The 25,824-nt window shown below is 60.2% G+C and carries 29 protein-coding genes and 1 pseudogene; 18 read left to right on the top strand and 12 right to left on the bottom strand.

What is annotated here, in order from left to right; genetic code table 11:
• The 6 genes from A4G99_RS04270 to A4G99_RS04245 all read left to right on the top strand — a co-directional run bounded on the left by A4G99_RS04270 (position 1) and on the right by A4G99_RS04245 (position 3,672).
• On the top strand, positions 1-288 hold the full coding sequence (locus A4G99_RS04270; protein WP_066139841.1) for a hypothetical protein: 288 nt from the start codon (positions 1-3) through the stop codon (positions 286-288).
• Between the two features lie 214 nt (positions 289-502).
• Positions 503-1,108 carry a hypothetical protein gene (locus A4G99_RS04265; RefSeq protein ID WP_066139838.1) on the top strand — a complete coding sequence of 202 codons (606 nt, stop codon included), beginning with the start codon at positions 503-505 and terminating at the stop codon, positions 1,106-1,108.
• A gap of 35 nt (positions 1,109-1,143) precedes the next feature.
• Positions 1,144-1,482, top strand: a complete 339-nt coding sequence (locus A4G99_RS04260) for a hypothetical protein (RefSeq protein WP_066142302.1) — start codon at positions 1,144-1,146, stop codon at positions 1,480-1,482.
• Positions 1,479-2,309, top strand: coding sequence for a hypothetical protein (locus A4G99_RS04255; RefSeq protein WP_066139835.1), 831 nt, complete (start codon positions 1,479-1,481; stop codon positions 2,307-2,309). The genes A4G99_RS04260 and A4G99_RS04255 overlap by 4 nt, the downstream gene beginning before the upstream one ends.
• Positions 2,310-2,335: 26 nt before the next feature.
• Positions 2,336-3,013 (top strand): hypothetical protein, encoded by a 678-nt coding sequence (locus tag A4G99_RS04250; RefSeq protein WP_066139832.1) that lies wholly within the window; start codon positions 2,336-2,338, stop codon positions 3,011-3,013.
• Positions 3,010-3,672, top strand: coding sequence for a P-loop NTPase (locus A4G99_RS04245; RefSeq protein ID WP_066139829.1), 663 nt, complete (start codon positions 3,010-3,012; stop codon positions 3,670-3,672). Before A4G99_RS04250 ends, A4G99_RS04245 begins: the two co-directional genes overlap by 4 nt.
• Here the strand turns inward: A4G99_RS04245 and A4G99_RS04240 are convergent.
• Positions 3,654-4,532 (bottom strand): transcription initiation factor IIB family protein, encoded by an 879-nt coding sequence (locus A4G99_RS04240; protein WP_066142300.1) that lies wholly within the window; start codon positions 4,530-4,532, stop codon positions 3,654-3,656. The genes A4G99_RS04245 and A4G99_RS04240 overlap by 19 nt on opposite strands.
• A gap of 168 nt (positions 4,533-4,700) precedes the next feature.
• Between A4G99_RS04240 and A4G99_RS04235 the strand changes: the two genes are divergently transcribed.
• Entirely contained in the window at positions 4,701-5,216 is a 516-nt protein-coding gene (locus A4G99_RS04235) for a hypothetical protein (RefSeq protein ID WP_066139826.1), read from the top strand.
• 33 nt (positions 5,217-5,249) lie between these two features.
• On the opposite strand, the gene A4G99_RS04230 is transcribed toward A4G99_RS04235, so the two are convergent.
• The 5 genes and pseudogenes from A4G99_RS04230 to A4G99_RS04210 form a co-directional block, all read right to left on the bottom strand.
• The gene (locus A4G99_RS04230; protein WP_066139823.1) at positions 5,250-6,026 is read right to left on the bottom strand and encodes a ParA family protein; all 777 of its coding nucleotides are present in this window, start codon (positions 6,024-6,026) and stop codon (positions 5,250-5,252) included.
• A 44-nt stretch (positions 6,027-6,070) separates the two neighbouring features.
• Positions 6,071-6,496 (bottom strand): HIT family protein, encoded by a 426-nt coding sequence (locus A4G99_RS04225; RefSeq protein WP_066139820.1) that lies wholly within the window; start codon positions 6,494-6,496, stop codon positions 6,071-6,073.
• 48 nt (positions 6,497-6,544) lie between these two features.
• Complete coding sequence (locus A4G99_RS04220) at positions 6,545-6,937, bottom strand: DUF6276 family protein (RefSeq protein WP_066139816.1); 393 nt, start codon at positions 6,935-6,937, stop codon at positions 6,545-6,547.
• 92 nt (positions 6,938-7,029) lie between these two features.
• Positions 7,030-7,683, bottom strand: coding sequence for a DUF502 domain-containing protein (locus A4G99_RS04215; protein WP_066139814.1), 654 nt, complete (start codon positions 7,681-7,683; stop codon positions 7,030-7,032).
• Between the two features lie 51 nt (positions 7,684-7,734).
• Positions 7,735-8,564, bottom strand: a pseudogene (locus tag A4G99_RS04210) (proline dehydrogenase family protein).
• 126 nt (positions 8,565-8,690) lie between these two features.
• On the opposite strand from A4G99_RS04210, the gene A4G99_RS04205 reads away from it, so the two are divergent.
• The 5 genes from A4G99_RS04205 to citZ all read left to right on the top strand — a co-directional run bounded on the left by A4G99_RS04205 (position 8,691) and on the right by citZ (position 12,032).
• Positions 8,691-9,254 (top strand): CDP-2,3-bis-(O-geranylgeranyl)-sn-glycerol synthase, encoded by a 564-nt coding sequence (locus tag A4G99_RS04205; RefSeq protein WP_066139811.1) that lies wholly within the window; start codon positions 8,691-8,693, stop codon positions 9,252-9,254.
• 110 nt (positions 9,255-9,364) lie between these two features.
• Positions 9,365-9,898, top strand: coding sequence for an orotate phosphoribosyltransferase (gene pyrE / locus A4G99_RS04200; RefSeq protein WP_066139809.1), 534 nt, complete (start codon positions 9,365-9,367; stop codon positions 9,896-9,898).
• 116 nt (positions 9,899-10,014) lie between these two features.
• On the top strand, positions 10,015-10,164 hold the full coding sequence (locus A4G99_RS25685; protein WP_190303682.1) for a hypothetical protein: 150 nt from the start codon (positions 10,015-10,017) through the stop codon (positions 10,162-10,164).
• 95 nt (positions 10,165-10,259) lie between these two features.
• Complete coding sequence (locus A4G99_RS04195) at positions 10,260-10,721, top strand: RidA family protein (RefSeq protein WP_066139806.1); 462 nt, start codon at positions 10,260-10,262, stop codon at positions 10,719-10,721.
• A 171-nt stretch (positions 10,722-10,892) separates the two neighbouring features.
• Entirely contained in the window at positions 10,893-12,032 is a 1,140-nt protein-coding gene (citZ, locus tag A4G99_RS04190; RefSeq protein ID WP_066139803.1) for a citrate synthase, read from the top strand.
• A 148-nt stretch (positions 12,033-12,180) separates the two neighbouring features.
• Here citZ and A4G99_RS04185 read toward each other — a convergent pair whose 3' ends face one another.
• Positions 12,181-12,852: an alpha/beta hydrolase gene (locus tag A4G99_RS04185; protein ID WP_066139800.1), complete on the bottom strand. Its 672-nt coding sequence runs from the start codon at positions 12,850-12,852 to the stop codon at positions 12,181-12,183.
• A gap of 121 nt (positions 12,853-12,973) precedes the next feature.
• Here A4G99_RS04185 and A4G99_RS04180 point away from each other — a divergent pair, with 121 nt between their 5' ends.
• Positions 12,974-13,351, top strand: a complete 378-nt coding sequence (locus A4G99_RS04180) for a gamma-glutamylcyclotransferase (RefSeq protein WP_066142297.1) — start codon at positions 12,974-12,976, stop codon at positions 13,349-13,351.
• A 238-nt stretch (positions 13,352-13,589) separates the two neighbouring features.
• Here the strand turns inward: A4G99_RS04180 and A4G99_RS04175 are convergent, their stop codons facing one another.
• Positions 13,590-14,996 carry an MATE family efflux transporter gene (locus A4G99_RS04175; protein ID WP_066139797.1) on the bottom strand — a complete coding sequence of 469 codons (1,407 nt, stop codon included), beginning with the start codon at positions 14,994-14,996 and terminating at the stop codon, positions 13,590-13,592.
• 94 nt (positions 14,997-15,090) lie between these two features.
• Positions 15,091-15,417, bottom strand: a complete 327-nt coding sequence (locus A4G99_RS04170; RefSeq protein ID WP_066139794.1) for a DUF378 domain-containing protein — start codon at positions 15,415-15,417, stop codon at positions 15,091-15,093.
• Between the two features lie 177 nt (positions 15,418-15,594).
• Between A4G99_RS04170 and lipA the strand changes: the two genes are divergently transcribed.
• From lipA to A4G99_RS04150, 4 genes are all read left to right on the top strand, one after another.
• Positions 15,595-16,533: a lipoyl synthase gene (lipA, locus tag A4G99_RS04165; protein ID WP_066139791.1), complete on the top strand. Its 939-nt coding sequence runs from the start codon at positions 15,595-15,597 to the stop codon at positions 16,531-16,533.
• Positions 16,534-16,944: 411 nt separating this feature from the next.
• The gene (gene pdhA / locus A4G99_RS04160) at positions 16,945-18,066 is read left to right on the top strand and encodes a pyruvate dehydrogenase (acetyl-transferring) E1 component subunit alpha (protein ID WP_394337439.1); all 1,122 of its coding nucleotides are present in this window, start codon (positions 16,945-16,947) and stop codon (positions 18,064-18,066) included.
• A gap of 3 nt (positions 18,067-18,069) precedes the next feature.
• Positions 18,070-19,065, top strand: coding sequence for an alpha-ketoacid dehydrogenase subunit beta (locus tag A4G99_RS04155; RefSeq protein WP_066139787.1), 996 nt, complete (start codon positions 18,070-18,072; stop codon positions 19,063-19,065).
• A 1-nt stretch (position 19,066) separates the two neighbouring features.
• Positions 19,067-20,629, top strand: a complete 1,563-nt coding sequence (locus tag A4G99_RS04150) for a 2-oxo acid dehydrogenase subunit E2 (RefSeq protein WP_066139784.1) — start codon at positions 19,067-19,069, stop codon at positions 20,627-20,629.
• A gap of 43 nt (positions 20,630-20,672) precedes the next feature.
• On the opposite strand, the gene A4G99_RS04145 is transcribed toward A4G99_RS04150, so the two are convergent.
• Positions 20,673-21,029 carry a hypothetical protein gene (locus tag A4G99_RS04145; RefSeq protein WP_066139781.1) on the bottom strand — a complete coding sequence of 119 codons (357 nt, stop codon included), beginning with the start codon at positions 21,027-21,029 and terminating at the stop codon, positions 20,673-20,675.
• Between the two features lie 140 nt (positions 21,030-21,169).
• Here A4G99_RS04145 and lpdA point away from each other — a divergent pair, with 140 nt between their 5' ends.
• Entirely contained in the window at positions 21,170-22,594 is a 1,425-nt protein-coding gene (lpdA, locus tag A4G99_RS04140; protein ID WP_066139778.1) for a dihydrolipoyl dehydrogenase, read from the top strand.
• Positions 22,595-22,688: 94 nt separating this feature from the next.
• On the opposite strand, the gene A4G99_RS26970 is transcribed toward lpdA, so the two are convergent.
• Together A4G99_RS26970 and A4G99_RS04125 are read right to left on the bottom strand one after the other, a co-directional pair.
• Entirely contained in the window at positions 22,689-23,996 is a 1,308-nt protein-coding gene (locus tag A4G99_RS26970) for a twin-arginine translocation signal domain-containing protein (RefSeq protein WP_150123035.1), read from the bottom strand.
• 274 nt (positions 23,997-24,270) lie between these two features.
• Positions 24,271-25,782, bottom strand: coding sequence for a DNA-directed DNA polymerase II small subunit (locus tag A4G99_RS04125; RefSeq protein ID WP_066139775.1), 1,512 nt, complete (start codon positions 25,780-25,782; stop codon positions 24,271-24,273).
• Positions 25,783-25,824: the final 42 nt, after the last annotated feature.

Here is a 25,824-nt window from a genome sequence, read left to right as displayed (position 1 = left end):
ATGGATCGAATCTCCGCACTCAGAAATATAGAGAATGCACTTTCGGATTTCGAATCCGGAGAGGACGAGTTACGTGAGACACAGCGACGAGTACTGACGGTCTTGCAAACGTACGCTACCGAATTCGAAGCGGAACGTGATCTGTCCGTGTATCGAGCGTGTGGCGACGAACGGGCAACGGGAATCACCGTCGTCGCGGAATCGAAAACGGAAGCAACCGAGCGGGTAGCCGAACTGCTCGACGACGAGACGGTAGAATTCGATATCAAGGGTATCAATAAACGATAATATAGCAGAGATAGAAAACTAGATAAACATGCTCTGGATATAGTAGAACAGTAACAACTGCGCGTGTGCGAGGGTGTATCAGATGAGACATGGTCGACAGGTGTCGAGAAGTTTATTAAATCCATAATAATGCAGGTGGCTCTATGATACACGAGCGATGGTACGGGATGGACAACGTAGCGAGCACGCACAACGTCGTCGAGGACAACCCGAGATGAGTAGGGTTTCGGCAGCGCTCGATGACGAAGCCAGTATTCTCGTTCTCGCTCCCTCCATGCGTTCGGAAACCGACGAAGCATGTATCGACATGCTCACGAAGACACCACCGGAACAGGAAGACGTCCTCTGGGTTACTTTTACACGCTCACCGGATGCATGTCTACAGGATTGGCTCGCTCATGCGGGTGGTCGTCCCGCGAACCTCCGATTCCTCAGTGTCGGGGAGACGGTACGATCGGTTGCAACGTCGGCATCGATGGGAGAAACGCCGACCGACGCAGTCATCGACACGCTCTCGAATCCCGGTGATTTGACCGGGCTTGGTATCAAAATCAGCGAAGTGCTCCAACAATGGCACGGAGACGGCAACAAGACCGTAGCCTGTTTTCACTCGTTGACGGCACTGCTCCAGTACTCCGACGTTCAAACCGTCTACAAGTTTCTACACGTCCTCACCGGTCGATTCACTACCGCGGACGTGACCGCACACTTCCATCTCGACCCGGACGCCCACGACTCACAAACCGTCAATACGCTGAAAACACTGTTCGACGCCGTTGCCGAATTCGATGGCAACGAGTGGAACGTGAGAACGCGGTAGTTAATTTTAAAACATATCATCCACCAATGAATGGTGTGTTGCTGATAATTACGTACTCCCGTGCCGCTCGGCAGACGCTCCGGAACGTCTGTACGACGCATGAAACGTGCGTTGTCAGGCGGTTTGGGCGGGCAGCGCTCCTGGAATCGACGGAGTTGGGTGCATTCCTCGCGCTTCGGTTGTACGAGAAGCACGGGGCCGATGTACAACTGGAACGCACCGAACCGCTGAACGAGTTTCGTGATGTGCCGGAAACAATCCGTTCGGCAGCCAGCGCGTACGAAAAGCGCGACAAATCGAGTACGCCGTACGAGAAGTTCTCCATGGGAACCGAGCATCCGTCGCCGGATGCGATGCGAAACGCGGAATTATGAACGTCGAAACGGAGAACGGCACGTTTCGGGGAAGGGCAGTCGACCTCTCGGGAAAGTCAGTAGCGACGGAGGAAATCGTAGCGGCAGTTCGGTCGGGCACCGAAACGGGGGAAATCAGTATTGTCTGTGGAGACCCGGGTCCGATACACCGGTACATCGGTTGTATCGAGTCAGGGATGTCGATCCGTCCTCGACCAGCATTGGCCGCCGCCGCCCGTTCGATCGGTATGAACGCACCGCAGGACGAAGAGATAGCACACATCGAAGCACGAATGTGCTCGCTCGATATCGGCGATGTCTCGCTCCGCGCGGAACGGAGACGGGTCGCGGACGCGAGCGGATCGGAAACCAGGTTGCGAGAACAGGTCGCGGCGCTTCGTGGACGCGTACAGGCCCTTCGGGAGGTCGAGGGAGATTCCAACGACGCTGAATCCGACCTCCAGAGGATGACGCGGGAGTTAGCCGAACTGGAGACGAAACGTATTGCCGCCGAGCAGACCCTCGAAGCGGCCCGAAAACGCCAACAAGCCGCGAGGAATGCTCGGGAACAACGATTGCGTCTCCACGACCGGAAGGAGAACCTCGAACGGAGTGCCCGTCGTCACTTGGTTCGACGGACTCACGAGCGGTTCGATTCAGCGATCAAAGCAGTTCCGGGACGAGGGCGGACGACCGATCCGGGAACGTTCGAAGGAGATCCAGTGACTGCCGCGCTTGCAATCGCTCGCGTGGCGCGAGTTCGAGCACCGATCGTACTGGCGTGTAACCGCTTCGACACGTCAAAACGCGCCGCTGAGTGTCTCGATGCACCCGTACTACAGGTTTAAGAACGAAGACGGGACCAACCCGGGGCATGGTGACGCTTCACTGGACGGTAAACGAGGAGAACGGGAGGGTCGAAACCGTCACGCTGGTCGAACTGGTGGTCGAAAACACGACGACGGTTCCCGTGAGAATTCGTATCGGGAACCGGCTCGATGGTGAGATACGACCGCCGCGACGGAACGGCGTTCCGGAAGCGGGGTGGGACGAAGGCGGGTTCGAAGGTGTCGTCGCGGCGGACGAACGGCGCGCCCTTGGCTACGCGGTAGCGACCGGCCCAAATCAAGAGTCACCGCCTGCGGAAATCGTGTGGACCGAACGAGCGCCGAGGACGGAACCGTCGGCGAGCGACACGGAGCGAGGAATGATCGATGAGGAACTAGAAATCGAACCGACAGCGACGGGTGTCGTCCGAGCACTGGGTGATGCTCGACCGCCTGCGGACGTGGTACCGATGCCACACCCGACGAAACTCCCCGACGAGGTCGAGGCGTGGCTGTCGGGTATCGAGACGCGAACGGAGCGATACGAAGCCAACGAGGGAAAAATGGGGGCGAAGGATGTGAACGATCGGACTCGTGAGCAGGAGTTGAGACGGAAACTCGAAGCCGATGGACGAACGCTCGATTCGGTTGCAAAACGGGTCGATACGGTACGGGAACGGATTGCAGCAGCACGGGAGACGCACACCGTCGGGAGGAAGATATGATCTTGGCAGTAACGGGAGGCAAGGGTGGCGTCGGAAAATCGACCGTCTCGTTGAATCTCGGAGCGGAACTCGGCGGTGTTGTGGTCGATGCCGACCTCGCAATGGCGGACTTGCCGACGTGCCACGGCCCGGATTTACACGATGTACTCGCCGGACGTGCGGAACCACTGGAGGCGGTTTCGACCGTCGGTGGTGTGTCGATGCTCCCGTGTGGCCGTACGTTGGCGGGAGCACGTGCATGTGACGTGACGGGGGTCGTCGGCGCGGTAGAGCAGGTCGCCGACGAATACGACCACGTGATAATCGACTGTCCGGCAGGGATGTCGGCCGACGCGGGACTTCCGTTGGTTGCGGCGGATAGCTGTGTCCTCGTGACGGTTCCGCGACGGTTCGCGTTGGCGGACGCGGTTCGAACGAAGGTGCTCGCGCGGGAACTCGGTGCGGGACTGTGTGGCGTCGTACTGAATCGAGTGCGGGACGATCCACCGACCGAAATCGTCGAACGGACGCTCGGCGCGCCAGTGACGACGCTGCCGGAATCGAGTGTGATTGCGGACGCACAGCGGCACGGACGCCCCGTAGCAACCGCTGCGCCGGAAAGCGATACAAGAGAACGGTTCGCGGAACTCGGACGGGCGATTTACTCCCGGAGGTCGTGATACGTCGAGCGAAGCGTGACGGGCGTTACGTCGGCGACTTCTGCGGCGGCACGTTGGGTGACACGTTCGTCACAGTCGCGAGCCGCTGCGTAGAGACACGCGGCGGCCACGCCGCTGGGATTGCGACCGCTAATGAGGTTCTCCCGTTCCGCCTTCGTGACGAGCGTTTCGGCGCGTCGTTCGCTCACCATCGAGAGGTTGAGTCGACTGGCGAATCGCGGCAGGTACTCGCGCGGATCGATCGGACCGACGGGAAGACCGAGTTCTCGGTTCAGTGCGTCGTAGGCCGCGGTCAGTTCCGAGCGGTCGGCGCGGGCACGCTCGACGATTTCGTCCAGCGTACGGGAGACGGCCGACGTTCGGCACGTCGCGTACACCGCCGCAGAGGCGAAGCCCTCTATCGAGCGCCCACGAAGAAGGTCTTCGCCTTGTGCGGATTCGAACAGCACGCAAGCACGGTCACGGATGTTCACGGACAGTTGGAGCGCACCGACGAGCCGACGGATTTCGGTGAAGCCGTAGACGCGATTTCGCTCGGCCTTGGAGGAGATTCTGGCGCGGTTGTGCTGACGACGCATGCGCATCACGCGGCGTCGTTTGCGGCCCGTCAGCCGGACGCTGCTGTTTTTGTACCCGATCTCGGTCGTCAGTCCCCGGTCGTGGCGGGAGCGCGTGAGCGGCGCGCCAGTGCGCTTACGGTCGGTGTCGTCATCGTCGAACGACCGCCACTCCGGACCCCGGTCGAGGTTGTCCTCGGCGACGACGAGGCCGCATTCGGTGCAGACGGTTTCCGAACCGCGCGTGCGGACTCGGCTATGACATTCGGGACACGCTTCAGTGAGGTGTTGTGTCGTACTCATCACAAGTGAAACTTCGTCCGAGATGGTATTTAAACGAACGTCGAATTCGGGAAACGAACCCGATTTGGACGGGAGGAACGTACCGGTTACCGGTACGTTGCGGGACACAATTACCAAATTTGATACTTGTCACAAACATTAAAGTCAAGGAAGGGACGAGGAGTACACATGGCGCTGTCGGATATCGCCGCCGGGCTGGAGGTCACAGCCAAGCAGAAGAATCACGGCATCGCAACCGTGGATGACACGGAGCGGGACCTCCACGATCGGCTGGCGGCGTTCAGTGATGCGTTGCCGTGCGAGACGGAAATGGCGGTATGCATCGTGGAAGCACACGCTGCAGGAGCATCTGTCGGTGAAAGCGCTCGTCGTGCTGGCGTCGCCCCCATGACGGCGGCGAAGACGCTTCACCTGCTCGGCGTGAACGGGGTCTCCCCACTCTCGTCGATGGGTCACGAACTCGTTCGGGATTGGCTTTCAGCGAACCTCTCCCGGTCGGAAGCGTTCACGCTCTCGGGGGCGAGCGAAACCGAGTTCGCACTGGCGACGTTCATCGAAACGCACGAGCCGTTGGACGGAGCGGCGGAAACGGTCGAAGGCGCGTTGGCGTTCGACGGACACGCCAGTGTGGAAAAGAGGGACGTGTTAGCCGAGACGATGAGCGACGTCGGCGACTTGCTGTGAGAATCCGCTGGCGATCCGTCGACGATGAAATTATTACCGGAGTGACTCCGGAAGGTAGTCATCCGGGTCGATGTCGAGCAATCCCTCCTCCGGAAATTCGACATCGAGCGACGTGTCGAACACGACTTCAGTGGCGGCGACGATTGCAGGTGAAAACGAGGTGTCGAGTTCGGGCGCGCTCGCTGGAATCGATTCGACTGCGGTCGCGTCGCTCGTCGGAATCGTCGGAACATCCCCCAGATGGTCCTCGTCCGGGGATTCGGCGCGATTGGCGAGAACTGTGTCCGCGTCCGTTCCGAGGTCGGCGAGACGGCCGCGAACTCCCTGAACGGCGTCCGCTCCGCGTCGGGACGCCGGAGCGACGACGGCGACGGTGTCAGCCGCGTTGACGGCCGCAACAGCTTGATTCGCGGCGACGGGTGGGGTATCGATGATGACGTGGTCGAAGTCGTCGCTGGCCCGTTCGACGAGTGTTTCCAACGCTTGAGCGGCGTCTACGGTTTTGGCGCGAGCGATGCGTTCGAAGGGTGCATACGCCGGACACAGTGAGAGTTGGCCCGTGGTTTCGACCGGATGATCGATGAGCGCGTCGGAGAACTCCTCGTCCGTTCCGTGGTCGTCTATCAGCAGTGCAGTGATGTCGGTGTCGATACGATGGGGAACGTGGCGGGACAACCCTTGCGTGCCGAAGGCGGCATCTAGAATCACCACGTCGTGTCCGACGTGAGAGAGGATGGCGGCCGTTTCGAGACAGAGGCGTGTGGTCCCGGCTCCACCGGTCGCACCGACGAATGCGGCAGTTCGTTTCACGTGTTCGAATCGAAATGTATCCGTAATGGTATAAAAAGATACAGTTATTGACTGCCGCTGATGTCGGCGGCGATCTCGTCCAGTTCATCGTCGGAGAGGTCCGGGCGGTCCCCCGCGACTGCGTGGATCGGCTTACCGCCGTCGTCCTCGAACCGCGGAATGATGTGTCCGTGGATGTGCGGAACTTCCTGTCCCGACGCTTCCCCGTTGTTGAACGCGACGTTACTCGCATCGGCGTCCACTGCGGTCTCGACGGCGGGCGTGAGTTCGTGGAGCGCCGAAAAGAGGTCCGTTGCGGTATCCTCGGGGAGGTCGCTCAACGTCTCGTAGTGGTCCTTCGTGATGACGAGCGTGTGGCCCGGCGCGAGCGGGTTCACGTCGAGGAACGCGAGGACGGAGTCGTCCTCGTACACGGTTTTACTCGGGATGTCTCCGGCGACGATCTGACAGAAGATGCAATCGTTCGGCATATCTCCATAATTGTGGGTTGGGATGATGAAAGTTGAGGCTTGAAGGGATCAGTCCCGCAGTTGGAGCAGTTGTTGGCGACGCGATTCGATGTCGAAGTTCGGTTGTAGTTCCGGGTCGTCAGCGAGTCGGTCGAGGACGAGCAGCGGATCGACCCCGTTCGCCTCCACGTAGTCGAACAGCGCGTCGATATGCTGACGATGGAGCGCGAGCGAGGAGAGGAAAGCGGTTGCGAGAGCCATCGCTGCGGCCGTGTTCGGGTCGTCCGGGAGTTCGTCGCTGATCGTGGCGTAGTTCGCCAGTTCCGTTTCGTCGTCGGTCGGTTCGAAGGCGAGACAACGCGTACAGAGGAGGACCGTATCCGATCGGAACGGAACGTTCTCACGGAGGTCGGACGGGACGGCGAAGGGTCGTCGCTCGCCATCACACTCGGGACATTCCATACGAAACGACACTCGTTCGATCCCCAAAAGGATGGCAGATTTTACTCGACAGTGTCACGTTTCGAGACGAAGGGAGAACGGTGTCGTGGAACTCAGGGCGACGGCGGGGTTTCTTGTCTGTCACTCGCTTCGTCGGTGACGTTTATCGGAATCCCCTCGTTGCTGTTTTCGCCGAATCCGGCGCTGAGGATTCGGGTGAGGGCGTCCTCGTCGGTTTCGTCCGTCTCGGTGATCTCGGACTGTTCGACTTCGATGACGAATCCGGTCGTGATGTTCGGGGCAGTCGGCAAGAAGAGGAGTTCGCGGCCGTCTTCGGCTTGTTTCCCGGTTTTGAACGCCGTCATGCGGAGACCGTTCCACGTCTCGATTTTGACGGGTTTCTGGAGTTGGTTGGTGTCGGAAAGAGCGGTTTCGGCGGCCATCTTCGATGCGTTGTAGATGATGCGGAGGCCGGGGACACGATTCATGATGCCGTCGATGGTGTTTTCCATCACGCTTCCCAGCGTCGTCCGCATGAGATAGCCGATGCTGAAGACGAGCGCGGTGAACACGGCGAGGACGATGCCGACGCGGACGAGAACGCCGGGAATAGTGATGGCACCACCGAAGTACTCGAAGCTGCTAAGACCCACTAGGAACGGCAACCCGGCGATTTTCATGAACAGCCACGCGATGATGTACGCAGAGACCAACAGGGGGGCCAAAACGATGAGACCGCTGGCGGCGTCACGTTTCCACGAAGACATTTGGGTGTAGCGTTTGGTTGCAGGAATATAAACTAGTTGCAACGTTTTTGACTATCTGCCGAGGACAGCACGCGCCGCGAACAGCAGGTTCTCCTTACGTTCCATCACGCGGCGATAGAAATACGACATCCATTTGCCACCGTACGGAACGTACTGCCAGACCTCGTACTCCTGTGCGAGTTCGTACTGTGCGTCGTCGCGCACACCCATCAGCATCTGGATTTCGAAGTCCGTACCGTGTTCCTCGTGGAGTTCCTTCGCGTACTCTATCATCGCGGGGTCGTGGCTTCCGACGGCGATTCCGTCGTCGAATTCCTCGAACATGAACTCCAGATATTCGCGGTAGGCGGCGTTGACGCGCTCTTTTTGCTTGTACGCGAGTTCTGGCGGTTCGTCGTAGGCACCTTTTACCAGTCGGACTTTGCCGGGGAGGTCGGCGAGGCGTTCGAGGTCCTTTTCTGTTCGTTTGAGGTTCGCCTGCACACAGACGCCGATGCCACCGTCGTGTTCGCGGGTGAGGTCTTCGAAGATGTCGAGGGTCGCGTCGGTCGTCGTGTGGTCTTCCATGTCTATCCAGACGAACGTGTCGTCGGCCGCGTCCGCGATTCGCTCCATGTTCTCGTGGTAGACGTTCGTACCGACGTCCAAGCCGACCTGTGACGGTTTGACCGAAACGCAAGCCGAGAGGTCCGAGCGCTCGATGTCTTCGAGCAGTTGAAGATACACCTCGGCGTCCTCGTCCGCCGGACCCCGTTCGTGGTAGTGCTCGCCGAGGAGGTTCAGGATAACGCTAACGTTCCGCTGATTCAGATCCCGCGTGTATTCCAGCGCCTCCGCTGCGTTTCACCAGCCACGAACCGACTGGCAATCGGTGGTATCATGGCTTGTACTTTGAGCCCCCGTACCTTATCATTGTATATTGTACTCACGGCAACTACCGGAATCCACCGCCAACGATTCCGCTCCAGACCATGGAGACTTAAGACCCGGAGAGTATCTATCCCGATATGACTGGTTCCGGCGTGGACGTGTTCGAAACTATCGTCGTCGCGGTATGGGCGATGTTGCCCGCCTACGTACCGAACAACTTCGCGGTGCTCGCTGGCGGCGGTGCGCCTATCGACGGCGGACGGACGTGGAACGGCAAGCGACTGCTCGGCGACGGAAAGACGTGGCGCGGAACGGCCGCGGGAATTGTCGCCGGGGCGATACTCGCGCTGATTCTCAACGCGATTCATTCTCCCGTCGCGAGCACACTGGGCGTAACGCTTCCCCTCAAATTTCCTCTCGCCGCCGTTATCGCCTTGCCCGCGGGTGCAATGCTCGGCGACATGACCGCGTCGTTCCTGAAGCGACGGATGGGGCGGGAACGCGGCGCGGCGTTCCCGGGCATCGACCAACTCGACTTCGTCGTGATGTCGCTCCTGCTCACCCTACTCGCCGCGCCGACGTGGACGCTCGACACGTTCGACCTCCCTGTCCTCGTCGTCGTGTTCGTGTTGACGCCGCTCCTCCACCTCGTGACGAACGGCATCGCGTACGCGCTCGGACTCAAGAACGAACCGTGGTGACTCAAGAACGAACCGTGGTGACTCAAGAACGAACACCGGTAGGGACGAACCGACCGTGAGAGCGCCGGAAAAGTACTACTTTTAACCCGCCTCGCCGCCCCGACTCGCACATGGCGAATCAGGAACTCATCGAGGCCTTGCGTGCGGCGGACGCCGTCCAGTACGGCGAATTCGAACTCTCCCACGGCGGGACGAGCGACTACTACGTGGACAAATACCTCTTCGAGACCGACCCACACTGTCTCTCGCTCATCGCGGAAGCCTTCGCGGAGCGCCTCGACGGGACGAAATTGGCGGGTGTGGCCCTCGGTGCGGTCCCGCTCGTGGCCGTGACGAGCGTCGAGACGGACACTCCCTACGTCATCGCTCGAAAGAAACAGAAGGAGTACGGGACGGCCAACCTCGTCGAAGGCCGACTGGACGAGGGCGAGGAAGTCGTCGTTCTCGAAGACATCGTCACGACGGGACAGAGCGCGGTCGACGCCGTGGAGGCCCTGCGCGACGCCGGTGCGGAAGTGAACAAAATCCTCGTCGTCGTTGACCGGGAGGAAGGCGGCCGCGAGAATCTGGCCGACGCGGACGTCGAGATGGAAGCGCTCCTCTCGGCGAGCGACCTGCTCGCCGGAAGCGATTCGGACGAGTGAACGACTCGGTAGAGGGGTCGCTTCGTCCGAAGAATCCGACGAGGAAAGACGGCCCTACTTGAATTGCTTTCGTATTGTGCCAGCCGATTTTTTAAGTGAGCCACCAATGAAATCCCATGTCACTACGAAGCCACGCGAGCGTCTCGCTCATCATCTCGGGTATCGTCTCGTTTCTCATCGGTGCCGCCCCCGGCGGTTCGATGCTCTGGGGAGCGGGTCTCGTCGCCGCCGGTGTCGTCATCGGCGTGCTGCGTCTCGTGTTTTGAAACGGAACCGTCTCCGAAACGACCGCACGTCGTCGAAACGCGGATAGCACCGATTGGTGACAAAATATTATACTTTTTAGCTCGTAACCATCGTCATGGAAAAGACGGTGTTCAGACGAAAGGGAAGGGGAGACGATGCCGTCACCGTAACCGCGGTGAAAACGCGACACGAAGACTACGACTACGTGCAGATGGACGGTGTCATCGGACCGGGCGACACGCCGAAAGAGCAAGCCGAGAGGGTGCTATCGTTTTTCGACCGGTTCCTCCGCGAGCACTGCGATGGGCGACTCGGTGACACCACGATGATACGATGGTACGTCCGCGAGGACCTGCTCCCCGAGGCGGAGAGGGAAATCGGTGCGGCCTGCCGGGAGCACTTCGAGCCACCGGAACTTCCAGGAACCGTGATGGTGGGCGTGAGCGACATCGTTGGCGGAAATTCGGCGCTGAAAACGGAACTGGAAGCGAGAATTCCACACGACCGCAAGGAAACGAACGTGGTCGAGTTACCACCGCCGCCGGGGTACGCCAACAGTGCGGATAGAACGGAGTGACGTTCAATGAAGAACTGAACGACCGCTGACGAATCGAACGGCCACGAATGTCACATCCATAACACTCCAGACAAATCCGTTCACGAACCGCCGTGACAGCTCTCGTGGCGGTCTCGGTGGAACGACCACGAAAGATAATCCTTTTGCGCCTACCCCGAGAATCATCATGACATGGCAGACGAGGTTAAAAAAGGCTTGGAGGGCGTTGTCGTTGCGGAGTCAGCACTGAGTCACATCAATGGTGACGAAGGAAAGCTCATCTACCGCGGCTACACGATAGAAGACCTCGCTCGTGGCGCGAGTTACGAGGAAGTCTTGTATCTCCTTTGGCACGGTGAACTGCCGACTCGTGACGAACTCGACGCGTTCAGCGACGAGATGTCCGAGGCGCGCGAAGTGGACGATGGGGTCATGGAGACCGTCCGCGAACTCGCCGAATCGGACTCGGAACCGATGGGAGCGCTCCGTACCGCCGTCTCGATGCTGGCGACGTACGACCCCGACGATGCCGAAAGCGACCCGGCAGACCGCGAGGCGAACCTCCGGAAGGGTCGTCGCATCACCGCAAAAGTCCCGACCATCCTCGCGGCGTTCACGCGCATCCGAAACGGGGACGAACCGGTCGAACCTCGGACCGACCTCGGGCACGCGGCGAACTTCCTCTACATGCTCAACGACGAGGAGCCGGACGACGTGCTCGCGGACGTGTTCGACCAAGCGCTCGTGCTCCACGCGGACCACGGCCTGAACGCCTCGACGTTCTCGGCGATGGTCACGGCGAGCACGCTCGCGGACCTACACAGCGCCGTGACGAGCGCAATCGGAACGCTCTCCGGTTCGCTTCACGGCGGCGCGAACGCCAACGTCATGCGGATGCTGAAGGAGGTCGACGACAGCGACCGGGACGCCACCGAGTGGATCGACAACGCCCTCGACGAGGGACGACGCGTCGCTGGCTTCGGCCACCGCGTCTACAACGTGAAGGACCCCCGCGCGAAAATCCTCAGCGAGCAGAGCGAGGAACTCGGCGAGGCCGCAGGCGACACGAAATGGTACGAGATGTCCGTCGCCATCGAGGACTACATGAAAGAGGAGAAGGGCCTCGCGCCGAACGTGGACTTCTACTCGGCATCGACGTACTACCAGATGGGAATCCCCATCGACATCTACACGCCCATCTTCGCGCTCTCGCGCGTCGGTGGCTGGATCGCACACGTGCTGGAACAGTACGACGACAACCGCCTCATCCGCCCGCGTGCGAAGTACACCGGCGACAAGGACCTCGAATTCGTCCCCATCGACGAGCGATAAGACGGATCGACGATCGCTGACGACGCGCAGACATCGCGCAGATATCGCGCCGGTTACCGATTTGCGGGTACCTTTTCGGGATGGATAACTTCGACCAGTAACCACGGTGGTCGTAATCGATACGGAATGAACGGTATCGAGGAGACGGTCAGTCGTTGAGAAGGCTGTTGAGCATTCGGTCGACGTGGGCGACTTCTTCCTGGACGACGCCGTGTCCCATCCCATCGAAGATGCGCTCGGTAACGGAACCGTCCAATCCCGTCAGTACCTCTTCGGTTTCGTGCACACGCTCTACGGGGATGTGCGGATCGCTGTCGCCACAGCCGAGGTAGACGAGAGTGCCATCGAGCGAGCCTTCGTACTCGCGTGGTGTGCCATCCGGTCCGATGAGACCACCGCTGAACGCCGCGACGCCACCGTACTCGCGTGCGTTCCGCGCGACGAACTCGCTCGTCAAACAAGCGCCCTGTGAGAACCCGAGTAAGAACGTCCGCTCCGACGGTATCCCGGCGGATTTGACGTCGGAAACGAGCGTTCCGAGGAGTTCCAGCGCGGACGAGAGATGCGGTTGGTTCGATTCGAGCGGTGCGAGAAACGACTGCGGATACCACGTGTTGTGTGCCGCTTGTGGCGCGATGAACGCAACTTCGTCGTACTCGAACTCGTTCGCGAGTTCGAGAATACTTCGAGCGGTTGCACCCCGACCGTGGACCAGCACCATCGCCGCCGTTGCATCGGGAAGCGGCGCACCCGAGGTGACGACGGGTTGCCCCGCGTGCGGGCCATCGATACCGGTCGTATCGAAATTCGAGTCGGTCATATGGGATGACTATTGTTCTCAATCACCCTACCACTTTCCCTTTTTCCGATCTCGACAGTAACCATCGTGAACGGCGAAGCTAGCCAGCAGGACTAACTCACGATTCTCCGTGGACCACCTCATGAGGGTATTCGTCTATGGGACGTTGACCGACCCCGAGCGTGTCGGGGTCGTAGTCGAGCAGTTCGAATTCGTCGAAGAGGCCACGCTCGTCGGGTTACATCGCGTCGAAGGGCGCTATCCGACGCTCGTGCCGGGTGGCGAGACGGAGGGGCGGTTGCTAGAGACGAGCGACATCCACGCCTTGGATAACTACGAAGGAGTGTCGCACGGTCTCTACTGTCGGGTCCAGGTTCAGGACGGAATCAACGTGTACGTGGGTGACCCGGTGAAGCTAAACGTCGAAGAGACGATTTCGTGGCCGGGGAATGATACGTTTGAAAGCCGAGTTCGGCGGTTCATAGAGGAGGAAAATGTACACGTGCGAACGACCATTTGATTTATGTACGACGACCGTCAGACGTCAGCGTCTGCCAATCGTCAGACAACGGAATCTCCTCCCTGCTTGCTACTGATTTCACTTTCACCCTGCCCACCGTGTCTTTAAGTAGTCTGGGTGGTTCTTTTCGGACGCGGTTACACGCTCCGCGCTCCCATTCTTTCCCCTTTCAACCGGCGAGCGATGACGATATGACGACACAATAATAACCCGGTCGAAACGGCGTGAAACGAGCGTCTCAATCGTCCACGGAACCACTGATGTCCCGCACTGCGCGCTGGGTCATACCGTCGGTCGTTCGGTAGTAGTAGTACGCGCCGAAGCCAACCGCAGCGACGCAGTTCGAGATGGTGACGGCCCAGAAGACGGCATGTACGTCGTAGTGAAGCCAGAAAACACCGATAACAGCGATCGGGAGGCGAATCACCCAGTATTTGATCATATCGGCGATCATCGTCGTTTTGGTCTCGCGGATACCGTTGAACCCGGCACTGAAGACGTTCATCGCGCCGATTGCCCAGTAGCCGAAGACGAGGATTCGAAGGTAATCGACCGTGAGCTGGTACGCAGCCGGGGAAATATCGGGGACGAACAAGTTCGTCAGAAGACCGGGTATAAACCACTGAATCACGCCGATTATCGAAAGGCCGACCACGGAGACGACGACGCCGACCCACGTCGTCCTGTTCGCGCGCATCGGATTCTCGGCACCGATGTTTTGTCCGATGATGCTCTGAGCGGCTCGTTTGAAGCTACCAGCCGGGATGAACGCGATGCTGGAAATGGTTGCACCGATGGTGTATGCGGAGACGGACGCCGGACCACCGACGGCTGTGACGACACCGATAATGAGAACGCGAACGGCCTGTCCAGCGGCCTGCTGACCGAACATGGGGATACCAATATCCAACAACTCCCGGTACTTTTCCACTCGAACGACCATCGATTTCCGTGTGAGCGTGTACCCGTTCCGGCCACGAATCATCATGCCGAGTCCCAAGAGGAACGAACAGCCGTATCCGATGGCCGAAGCCAACGCAGCGCCAGCGATGTTCCATCCGTGGAAGTTCGGGATACCGGTACCGAAGATCAGAATCGGGTCGAGAATCACGTTGACGACGACCGCCGTGGCGTTGATATAAAGCGCTGCGCGTGAGTCACCCCACCCGATAAACCCCGCCTCGATGGAGTCGCTCATCCCGATGAACGAAAAACCGAACGAGAAGACGAAAAGATACGTGAAGGCTTGCGACGCGACGTCGGGTTCGGCACCGAACAGATCGATGAAACTGCTACCGAATACGAATACGAAAGCGGTAAGCGCGATACCAAAGGCCAATCCGAGTGATATGCCGTGAAACGCTGCCCTTCTGGCGAGTGATTGTTCGTCCGCTCCGACATGCTGGGAGACGAGAACCTGTGTTCCGACGAACGAGATCATGAAAACCGAAAATAGGAACGACGTTAAGGGGAAATTTATTCCGACGGCGGCAACCGAGTTTTCTCCGAGCCGACCAAGCCAAAAAATGTCGGCGATCTGTTGAACGACCTGGACGAGGCTCTGCACGATGAGCGGTGCAGAGAGCAAGAGGAGGGCCCGTACCAGAGATCCCTCGGTAATTTCCTCCCGTGAAACATTTAGCATGGTTTATCCCGTTATATGAGTTATAAAATCTTGATAGTATTTATAGATATTGCAGCAGAAGGATATAAAAGAAGAACGGGGAGAGCTGAAATCGTTACTCGGTTTGTTGTGGCTCCGTCTGCTGTGCTGTCTGCTGTCGTGCCCGTCTGTTCGCACGACCGATTTTATAACTGGTGTAGATGAAGTACAGTCCCGCGAGACCGACGACGACGTAGATGAGGTCAGCAACGATTTGAGCGACGTTGGGTAAGAACAATAGCCCCATCACCCAACGGACGACGTTGATTCGTGCGCCCGTCAAACCGGTGATTCCGAGGATTCCCCAATTGAGCGCACCGATGATGACGAGGAGCATACTGAACCAATCCAACCCGTTCGTCCGCATGCCGCCGCTGGACTGTGTGTCGCGATTCGTAGCCATAGCGGAATAACTAGGAAGAGCAAAGACATTGTTATTTGCTACTTGTCACACGGGTGTGCACGGGTATTCGAACGTTTCCATCCCGGAAACGGAGGATAGACGGACACGATAGCCAAATACGTACGGTCCCCGGACGATACCCTATCCTTTTGTCGTGGGGGACCCAACCCGTTGGTAATGAGTGGGCGGCGCAAACCCGACTGGTTGAAGATGCGACCTCCGTCGGGACAGGAGTTCACGGGAATCAAACAAACGCTCCGGGAGCACGATCTGCACACGGTTTGTGAGGAGGCGAACTGCCCGAACCTCGGGGAGTGCTGGAGCGGAAGAGGTAGCGAGGGTGGCGGGACGGCCACCTTCATGCTGATGGGTCACAAGTGCACCCGCAGTTGTGGCTTCTGCGACGTCGACACCGGGGGCGGAGAACCGCTCGACCCGAACGAACCGGCGAACGTGGCGAGCGCCATCGCGGAAATCGGTCTCGATTACGTGGTACTCACGTCCGTCGACCGCGACGACCTCGAAGGACAAGGTGCCGAACACTTCGCACAGACGATCCGAGAGATCAAGAAACGCCATCCCGGAATCCTCGTCGAAGTGCTGATCCCGGACTTCCAGGGCGAGGAGGAACTCGTTCGGAAGATAATCGACGCGGACCCCGACGTGATCGCGCACAACGTCGAAACCGTAGAGCGCCTGCAAGGACACGTCCGCGACCCGCGAGCGGGGTACGAACAGAGTCTCGGCGTGCTCGAACAGGTCACGCGCGAGTCGGATATCTACACGAAGACGAGCCTGATGTTGGGACTCGGCGAGTACGACCACGAGGTGTATCAGGCGCTTTCGGACCTGCGAGAGACGGACGTCGACATCGTCACGCTCGGTCAGTATCTCCAGCCATCACGGATGCACCTCGACGTCGAGGAGTACGTACATCCGGCGAAATACAGAACCTGGCAGGAGGTCGCCGAGGAGGAACTGGAATTCCTCTACTGTGCGAGCGGCCCGATGGTTCGGTCGTCGTACAAGGCGGGCGAACTGTTCGTCGATGCGATTCTCCGGGACGGGAAGAGTGTGGAACAAGCGAGGAGGGAGGCCCGGAGGGCCTCCGTATAGTGAGCGGTGTAACCGCGAACCACGAGGCTCGAAGAGCCTCGGTATAACGAGCGGGGGAAACGAAGCGGGGAGGGAGACCCGGAAGGGCCTCTCGGTATGACGAGCGGGGAAAAAGACCCGCAAAGAGGTACCCTGGGATTCGCTGCTGAGATTCGCTACGAATGGTGGTGGATGAGGTGGGAGATGAGGTACAAAACAGCACATCGACGGACATATCCGTACAGCTGGTAAATTTGGCCGGTACCATAAACGTCCAGCATTCTAGTTTAATTCGGATAGAAATGGGAAAATGGGAGATTTTACTACACATCGGAAGACAAATCTTCAGAAATAGTGTGTGAAGGAATTCCTATGGGAAGTTAATTACGAAAACCCTATAATGCGTGCGAGAGTTTTTTCGCATATGTCAGGATGGGTTCGATCGTGAGCATCGTACACCAAGACCCCCAGGACCGAGTACAGATACTGGATGAAGACGGCACGGTGCTGGACGGGATGGAGGTGCCGGACCTCTCCGACGAGGAACTGGTGGAAATGTACCGCCAGATGCGCCTCGCCCGTCACTTCGACGAACGAGCGGTGAGCCTCAACCGACAGGGCCGGATGGGGACGTACCCGCCGCTCTCGGGGCAGGAAGGCGCACAAATCGCGAGCGTTTCCGCGCTCTCCGACGACGACTGGATGTTCCCGAGTTACCGTGAACACGGTGCGGCACTCGTCCGTGGTCTCTCGCTCAAACAGACCATGCTCTACTGGATGGGCCACGAAGCGGGCAACCACATCCCGGACGACGCCAACATCTTCACCGTCGCGGTGCCGATTGCCACGCAAATTCCGCACGCGACCGGCGCGGCGTGGGCCTCGAAACTCAAAGGTGAAGACAAAGCCTTCCTCTGTTACTTCGGTGACGGCGCGACGAGCGAGGGAGACTTCCACGAAGGGCTGAACTTTGCGGGTGTCTTCGACACCCCATCGGTTTTCTTCTGTAACAACAACCAGTGGGCGATTTCAGTGCCGCGCGAGCGCCAGACCGCGAGCGCGACCATCGCCCAGAAGGCACAGGCCTACGGCTTCGAAGGCGTCCAGGTCGATGGGATGGACCCCCTCGCCGTCTACAAGGTGACGAAGGAAGCCGTCGAGAAGGCCAAGAACCCCGACGAAGGCGAGCGGCGACCGACGCTCATCGAAGCGGTTCAGTATCGTTTCGGAGCCCACACGACCGCCGACGACCCGACCGTCTACCGTGACGACGACAAAGTCGCGGAGTGGAAGAAGAAGGACCCGATCCCGCGGATGGAGAAGTTCCTCCTGAACACGGGTCGATTGGACGAGTCGGACGTCGAGGAAATCGACGAGGGCGTCAAACAGGACGTTGCCGACGCGATCGACGCGGCCGAGGCAGTCGAACGCCCGGACGCCGTGGAGATCTTCAACAACGTCTACGCGGAGATGCCACGGCGGCTTCGCGAACAGATGGAATCGTTCGAGCATCTCCGAGAGCAGTACGGAGACGAAACGCTTCTGGAGGAGTAAATTATGAGTCAGGCAACTACCGAATCGGAAAATCTCACGCTCGTGCAGGCAGTCCGCGACGGGCTGTACACTGAAATGAAGCAGGACGAGGACGTCGTCGTGATGGGTGAGGACGTCGGGAAGAACGGCGGCGTGTTCCGCGCCACCGAGGGACTCTACGATGAGTTCGGCGACGACCGCGTCATCGACACGCCGCTCGCGGAGTCCGGCATCGTCGGAACCGCCATCGGAATGGCCGCTTACGGCCTGAAACCCGTCCCGGAACTGCAGTTCTCCGGGTTCATGTACCCGGCATTCGATCAGATCGTCTCGCACGCGGCCCGTCTTCGGACGCGTTCGCGCGGCCGATTCACCTGCCCGATGGTCGTTCGTGCGCCCTACGGTGGCGGTATCCGAGCGCCGGAACACCACTCCGAGTCGATGGAGGCGTTCTACAGCCACCAGCCCGGTCTCAAAGTCGTCATGCCGAGCACGCCGTACGACACGAAGGGGCTGCTCACCTCGGCCATCCGTGACCCGGACCCGGTCATCTTCCTCGAACCGAAGCTCATCTACCGCGCGTTCCGCGACGAAGTCCCGACGGAGTCCTACGAGGTTCCGCTGGGTGAGGCCGCAGTGCGCCGCGAAGGGACCGACATCTCCGTGTTCACGTGGGGTGCGATGACCCGCCCGACGATGGAAGCCGCGGAGGAGTTGGAGGACGAAATCGACGTGGAAGTCGTCGACCTTCGAACCGTTTCGCCGCTCGACACGGACACCATCGTCGAGTCGTTCAAGAAGACCGGCCGCGCGGCGGTCGTCCACGAGGCACCCAAGACGGGCGGCCTCGCCGGGGAAATCGCGGCGACGATTCAGGAGGAGGCTCTGCTCTACCAGGAGGCTCCCGTCGAGCGCATCACCGGCTTCGACACGCCGTTCCCGCTGTACAGCCTCGAAGACTACTACCTGCCCGAGCCGACGCGCATCAAGGAAGGCATCCGCGACACGGTGAACTTCTGACATGGTACACGAATTCAAACTGCCCGACGTGGGCGAAGGCGTTGCGGAGGGCGAACTCGTCAGCTGGCAGGTCGAGGAAGGCGACCCCGTTACCGAGGACCAAGTGGTCGCGGAGGTCGAGACGGACAAGGCCATCGTCGAGATTCCCTCGCCCGTCGACGGAACCGTCAACGAGCTACTCGCCGAGGAAGGCGAAGTCGTTCCGGTCGGCAACGTGCTCCTCACGTTCAACGTGGAGGGCGAAGAGGAGGAGGAGGAAGCTCCGAGCGAGACCGAAAGCGCGGAATCCGAGGAGACGACGGAGTCTGCCGAAGAGTCCGAAGTCCCGGAGACCGAAGAGACGGAAACGCCGGACGGTCGCGTCTTCGCGGCACCGAGTGCCCGACGGCTCGCACGCGAACTCGGCGTCGATATCGCGTCGGTCGAAGGAACCGGCCCGAGCGGTCGTGTGAGCGAACACGACGTTCGAGCGGCCGCCGAGGACGAGACGGAATCGGAAACCGAGGAAAAAACGGAATCTGTCGAATCCGAAACGACGACCGAGACCGGAACGACCGGTGGCAGCGCCGCAACTACCACGACCACCGCGACTCCTCCGGCACAGGTCGAATCGGCAGACCGCGAGCGCACGCTGGCCGCACCGGCGACGCGCCGCCTCGCGGACGAGCAGGGCATCGACATCAACGCCGTCCCGTCCACCGAGGAACGCGACGGACAGGCGTTCGTCACGTCCGAAGCGGTACAGGAGTACGCCGAGGCACAGCAGCAGGCACAGGCCGCGGACGCCGCCGCAGTCGCGACGGGCGAAACCGGGCCGCGCGAGGAGCGCATTCCGTACCGCGGGATTCGGCGCACCATCGGCAAGCAGATGCAGAAGTCGAAGTTCACCGCGCCCCACGTCACGCACCACGATTCCATCGACGTGACGGAACTGGTCGAGACGCGCGCCGAACTCAAGGATGTCGCCGAGGAGCGCGGCATCAAGCTGACCTACATGCCGTTCATCCTGAAGGCCATCGTGGCCGCGCTGAAGGACTACCCGTACCTCAACGGCGCACTGGACGAGGAGAACGACGAAATCGTCGTCAAGAACTACTACAACATCGGCATCGCCGTTGCGACGGACGACGGCCTGATGGTTCCCGTCCTCAAGGACGTGGACAAGAAGGACATGCTCCAGATCTCCTCGGAGATGAACGAACTCATCGAGAAGGCACGCGACCGCACCATCTCGCGCGAGGAGATGCAGGGCGGCACGTTCACCATCACGAACTTCGGTGCCATCGGCGGCGAGTACGCGACGCCGATCATCAACCACCCCGAGGTCGGTATCCTCGGTCTCGGTGAACTCAAGAAGCGGCCGGTCGTCGTGGAAGGCGAGGCGCAAAGCGCCTCGGAAAGTGCGAGCGGTGAAACCGCGAGCGCCGACAGGGTCGAAGCGCGCTACACGCTCCCGATTTCGATGTCCATCGACCACCGCATCATCGACGGCGCGGTCGTCGCGTCGTTCGCCAACCAACTGCTCGAATACCTGCACAACCCGCGACTGCTCCTGCTGGAGTAGTCAAAACGGGCGCTGCTGGAACGTTTTTTGCAGTTACAGATAGCTACACGGACGTTTCACGACCGCTTTCGAACACGACTCCGGCGACGAATCCGAACCACGAAAGTCCCAAGCCGAGGGCCGCCACGGCGAGATTCGGTGTCGGTTCGACACCGTCCAGAAGCATGAGACAACCGAAGGTCGATGCGCCGGTAAACGCACCTTGAGTCCAGTTCGGACCGTCGTTCGTTCGAAGCGCCGACCAGTACGGGATTGCCGTCGCCGTTCCGACGGTGTACACGACTGCGATTCCGGCGAGCAGAATCGACGATTCGGGCGTCCGTGGTTGGAGGAGCGCGATACCGCCGGTCACGGCCGCTCCGACGACGAGACCGATAGCGTAGCGGGAAAGCCGGTTCATAGTACCAGTTGTTATAAGCGGAGTATAATTTTTACCCGGATTGTCGAACCCGACGTGGAATCGTGGTGATTGCTCACGTTCGTCTACTGCTCGGAGCTAATCCACCTGATTTTTTACCCGGTACCTACTCTAGTCCGATAATGGTCGTCGGAGATATCTCGACTGGAACAGAGGTGCTGGTGATCGGCGCGGGACCGGGCGGTTACGTTGCCGCGATCCGCGCGGGACAACTCGGACTCGACGTAACGCTCGTGGAGAAGGACGCCTACGGCGGCGTCTGCCTGAACTACGGGTGTATCCCGTCGAAGGCCATGATCACGGCGTCCGACTTGGCCTACGACGCCAGTCACGCCGAGGACATGGGCATATACACGAAACTCGACGTGAACTACGGCGAGATGGTCGAGTGGAAGGACGGCGTCGTTTCCCAGTTGACCGGCGGCGTCGAGAAGCTCTGTAAGGCGAACGGCGTCACGCTGATGGAAGGGCGCGCCGAGTTCGCGGACGACGGATCGGTTCGCGTCGTCCACGAGGGCGAAGGACAGGGTTCGGAGACGGTCGAGTTCGAGCACGCGATCATCTCGACCGGCAGTCGCCCGATCGAGATTCCCGGCTTCGAGTTCGACGGCGAACACGTCCTCGACTCGCGGATGGCGCTGGCGATGGACGACGTTCCGGAGAGCATCGTCATCGTCGGCGCGGGCTACATCGGCATGGAACTGGCGGGCGTCCTCGCCAAACTCGGCTCGGACGTCACCGTGGTCGAAATGCTCGACTCGGTGCTTCCGGCGTACGAGGACGACCTCGCACGACCCGTGAAGAAGAAGGCCGACGAACTCGGAATCGACTTCCACTTCGGACAGGCCGCAAAGGAGTGGGAGGAGTCGGGCGACGGTATCACGGTCAGGACCGAGGACGAGGACGGCGAAGTCTCGGAGTTCGGTGCCGAGAAAGTCCTCGTGGCGGTCGGCCGCCGACCCGTGACGGACACGCTCGACCTCGAAAGCGCGGGCATCGAGACGAACGAGATGGGGTTCATCGAGACGGACGACCGCGCACGAACCGAGAAGGACAACATCTACGCCATCGGTGACGTGGCAGGCGAACCGATGCTCGCCCACAAAGCGAGCAAGGAAGGACAGGTCGCCGCCGAAGTCATCGCCGGTGAACCCTCGGCGCTCGACTATCAGGCCATGCCCGCCGCCGTCTTCACCGACCCCGAAATCGGCACCGTGGGTCTGACGGAGGAGGAAGCCGAAGAGCAGGGCTTCGAACCCGTCGTCGGTCGGTTCCCGTTCCAAGCCAGCGGCCGTGCGCTCACGACGGGCCACTCCGACGGCTTCGTCCGCATCATCGCCGACGAACCGAGCGGGTTCGTCCTCGGCGCACAAATCGTCGGACCGGAGGCCTCCGAACTCATCGCCGAATTCGGGATGGCCATCGAGATGGGCGCGACGCTCGAAGACCTCGCCGCGACGATTCACACCCACCCGACGCTCTCGGAAGCCGTGATGGAGTGTGCCGAGAACGCGCTCGGCCACGCGATTCACACGCTGAATCGATAAGCGGAGTCGAGACGAATCGTCGGCATCGTCCGAACGACCGTCAAAAAAGCGAGATTGTTTTTCCGGTTACTACGTCAGTGCTCGTGAACAGCGGTTAGCAGCCGTCAGAGACCGTAATGTCCGCGTCGTCGAGGACGGCCTTGCCGCCCATCGTGTACGGACCGTCCATCTCCCCTTCCGAGGTGATGAAGTCGTAGGTACCGTTGTCGTTCGAATCGAGGTGCGGCATGGCGATGAGAGTAGTGTCGCCCTCAAGCATATCCATGTCGTAGTCGCCGCCCGGAACCCCTTCGTACAGCGAGATTTCGATGTCCTCGTGCATGCCCGCGTCGAGTGTATCGGAGACGCCGATGACGCTATCGAGGACTTTGCCGTCGAGGAGACTGCTGTCGTGAATGGTGACGAATCCGCCGTCCGAGAGGGTCGCCTCGTTCACCCAGACGCGCTTGCCGTTGGACTTCTGGTCGCGGAAGCAGACGTCCGCGGTCGGCTTCGTGTCCATCTCGACGGTGACCTTCGCGTCGTCGAGGACGGCCTTGCCGTCCTTCGTGTACGGACCGTCCGCCTTGCCCTCGCTCTCCACGAAGTCGTACTCCTCGTTGCCGTCCGTATCGAGATGTGGCATGGCGATGAGCGTCCCGTCCTCTTCGAGCATCGACATGTCCGAGTCGCTGCCGGGAACGTTGAACAGGGAGACGGACACGTCCTCGTGCGACCCGGATTCGAGGTAGCTCGAAACGCCGATGACGCTGTCGAGGACTTTACCATCGAGCAGGCTACTGTCGTGGATGGCGATGAACCCGCCGTCCGAGAGCATCGCTGAATCGACAGTGACCATCGTGCCGTCGGAGGTCTGGTCGTCGAAGGTGACCGACGCCATCGGGTTGTCATCGACGGTGACCGTCGCGTCGTCGATAACGGCCTTGTCGTCCTTCGTGTACGGGCCGTCGGTTTTCCCGCCGGACGAGACGAACTCGTACTCGCCGTTGTCGTTCGAATCGACGTGCGGCATGGCGATGAGCGTCCCGTCATCTTCGAGCATCTTCTCGTCGAAGTCGGCGCCGTCCACGTCGAACAGGTCGACTTCGATGTCGGTGTGCGTCCCGGCGTCGAGTGTATCGGAGACGCCGATAACGCTCTCCAGCGCTTTCCCGTCGAGCAGGCGGTCGTCGTGAATGGCGACGAATCCGCCCTCGGGGAGCGTCGCCGATTTGACCGTCACCGACGTTCCTCCCGTCGTTTGATCGTCGAACGTGACCGCCGCCGACGATTCCATCGCGATTGCGGTACTACTGAGTGCAACCGCCGAACCCGCCACGGCGGCACCCGCCAAGAATCGCCGACGTGATGTCGCGCTCGAATCGCCCGTCCCGCTTACCTCATCCGAATCTGGTGCAGTCATGATTAGCGACGATTACTATTTCCGAAGATGAACAAAAGAACATTTTCGCAAGTCTCACCCAAATTCATCCGACATCTGTTCGTCCCGGGTAGAAGCGGCAAGAGACGGGTTTGGCATCGACGGGTCGGGCAGAACGAGGGACTATCGTCTCGCCGATACCACGGTCATTCAGCGGTCGTTCGACCACCGCTCGAACGTCCGTCGAAGTGTATCGATGCGTGTGAGAATGGACACCACCCCCTCCATTTCGATTGGAAATCGAAGGACGAACGGATCACGCGAACTTCCGAACGGTGACGTCGAGCGTGTCCAAATCCACGATGGGTGCGTATCCCGAGTCGGGGTTGATGTTCACGCTCTTCTGGAAATCGGTTTGGGACTGCCAGCATCCGGAGTTCATGGCGAGCACGTTGTGGTACTTGCCGAAGCCGAGTTTGTGGACGTGGCCGGTGTGGAAGATGTCGGGGACCTCGTCCATGACGAGATAATCCTTGTCCTCGGGTGCGACACGCGTGTGTCCACCGTACTGCGGCGCGACGTGACGCTTTTTCAGGAGTTGGTACATCGCCTTGTGCGGTTCCTCGTAACTCGCCTTCTCGGCGGGCATCTCGGCGATGACCTCGTCCAGCGAGACGCCGTGGTACATCAGCACCGAGACGCCATCGACGGTGACCGTCGATGGATTGCTCGTGATACGCGCGTCGTGGACGTCCATGATGGAGCGGAGTTCGTCGTCGAATCCCGGTTGTGGTTCGGCGAGGCGAACCGCGTCGTGGTTGCCGGGAATCATGATGATTTCGAGGTCGCCCGGGACTTCTTTCAGATACTCCGAGAACTGTTCGTACTGTTCGAAGATGTCGATGATGTCGAGTTCCTCGTCCTGATTCGGATAGATACCGACGCCTTCGACCATGTCGCCGCAGATGAGCAGGTATTCGACGTGTTCGGCCTCCTCTGTGTGGAGCCAACTCGTGAACCGATGCCACGCATCGGCCATAAACTCCTGGCTGCCGACGTGGACGTCGCTGATGAGCGCCGCTTGGACGTGGCGGTCGGCGGTCGATGGCCGATACGTTCGGGGGACGTCCGGGAAGTGGAGCGAATCCACGAACAGGATACCTGCGTCACCCGAGAGGGTTCCTTCGACGGCGATGGTCTCGTCCAAGAGGAGTTCGTCCACGACGCCCGCGAACTCCTTGTCCTTCATGATGAGACACGGGAACGTTCCGTTCGTGTCTTCGAGTTCGACCAACCAGTGACCGCTCGCCGTCGAGCGAATGTCGCTTATCATGCCGACGATGGCGGCGTCGCTGCCGCCGGGCATGCTGGCGACGGCGTTCGTCGGGCGGGCGTTCACCCGGCCACGAAGCTTTCCCGAGAGGCGTTGAAAGCGGTCGCGGAACACCGTGACGAAGTCGTCGTATTCGCCGGTTCCCGTACTCGCGCCCGTCATGTCGTTGACGATGTCCACCGACTGCTCGGTGAGAGTTCGTGACATGGACCCCTTCGTTTCGACTGGAGAATCCGTCCCGTTTGCTATCGATTCGATGGACGAAGCTCCACCTGAAGCGGAGGGGTTGGTATCTGTTGACGAGGGGGCATCGAGAACGCTCCGGACGTGTCCGACGGAGAGTTTCAGGGCGTCCTCGGGGGCGGATTCGACTGCACGTTCGACTGCCGCTCCGGGGTCGGGAGCGGACGCGAGAAGCGTGACCGCCTCCAAATCGGCGTTGTACCCGCGGCTCGTGAGTTCCTGAACGATGCGAGCCGGGGTTTCCAATGGCACATATCTGCAGAGACGCGGACGGGGGAAAAGAGTAGCGAACCA

The organism is Haladaptatus sp. R4 (assembly GCF_001625445.1).
Taxonomy (GTDB): domain Archaea; phylum Halobacteriota; class Halobacteria; order Halobacteriales; family Haladaptataceae; genus Haladaptatus.
This window is presented reverse-complemented; position numbering and strand designations above follow the sequence as displayed.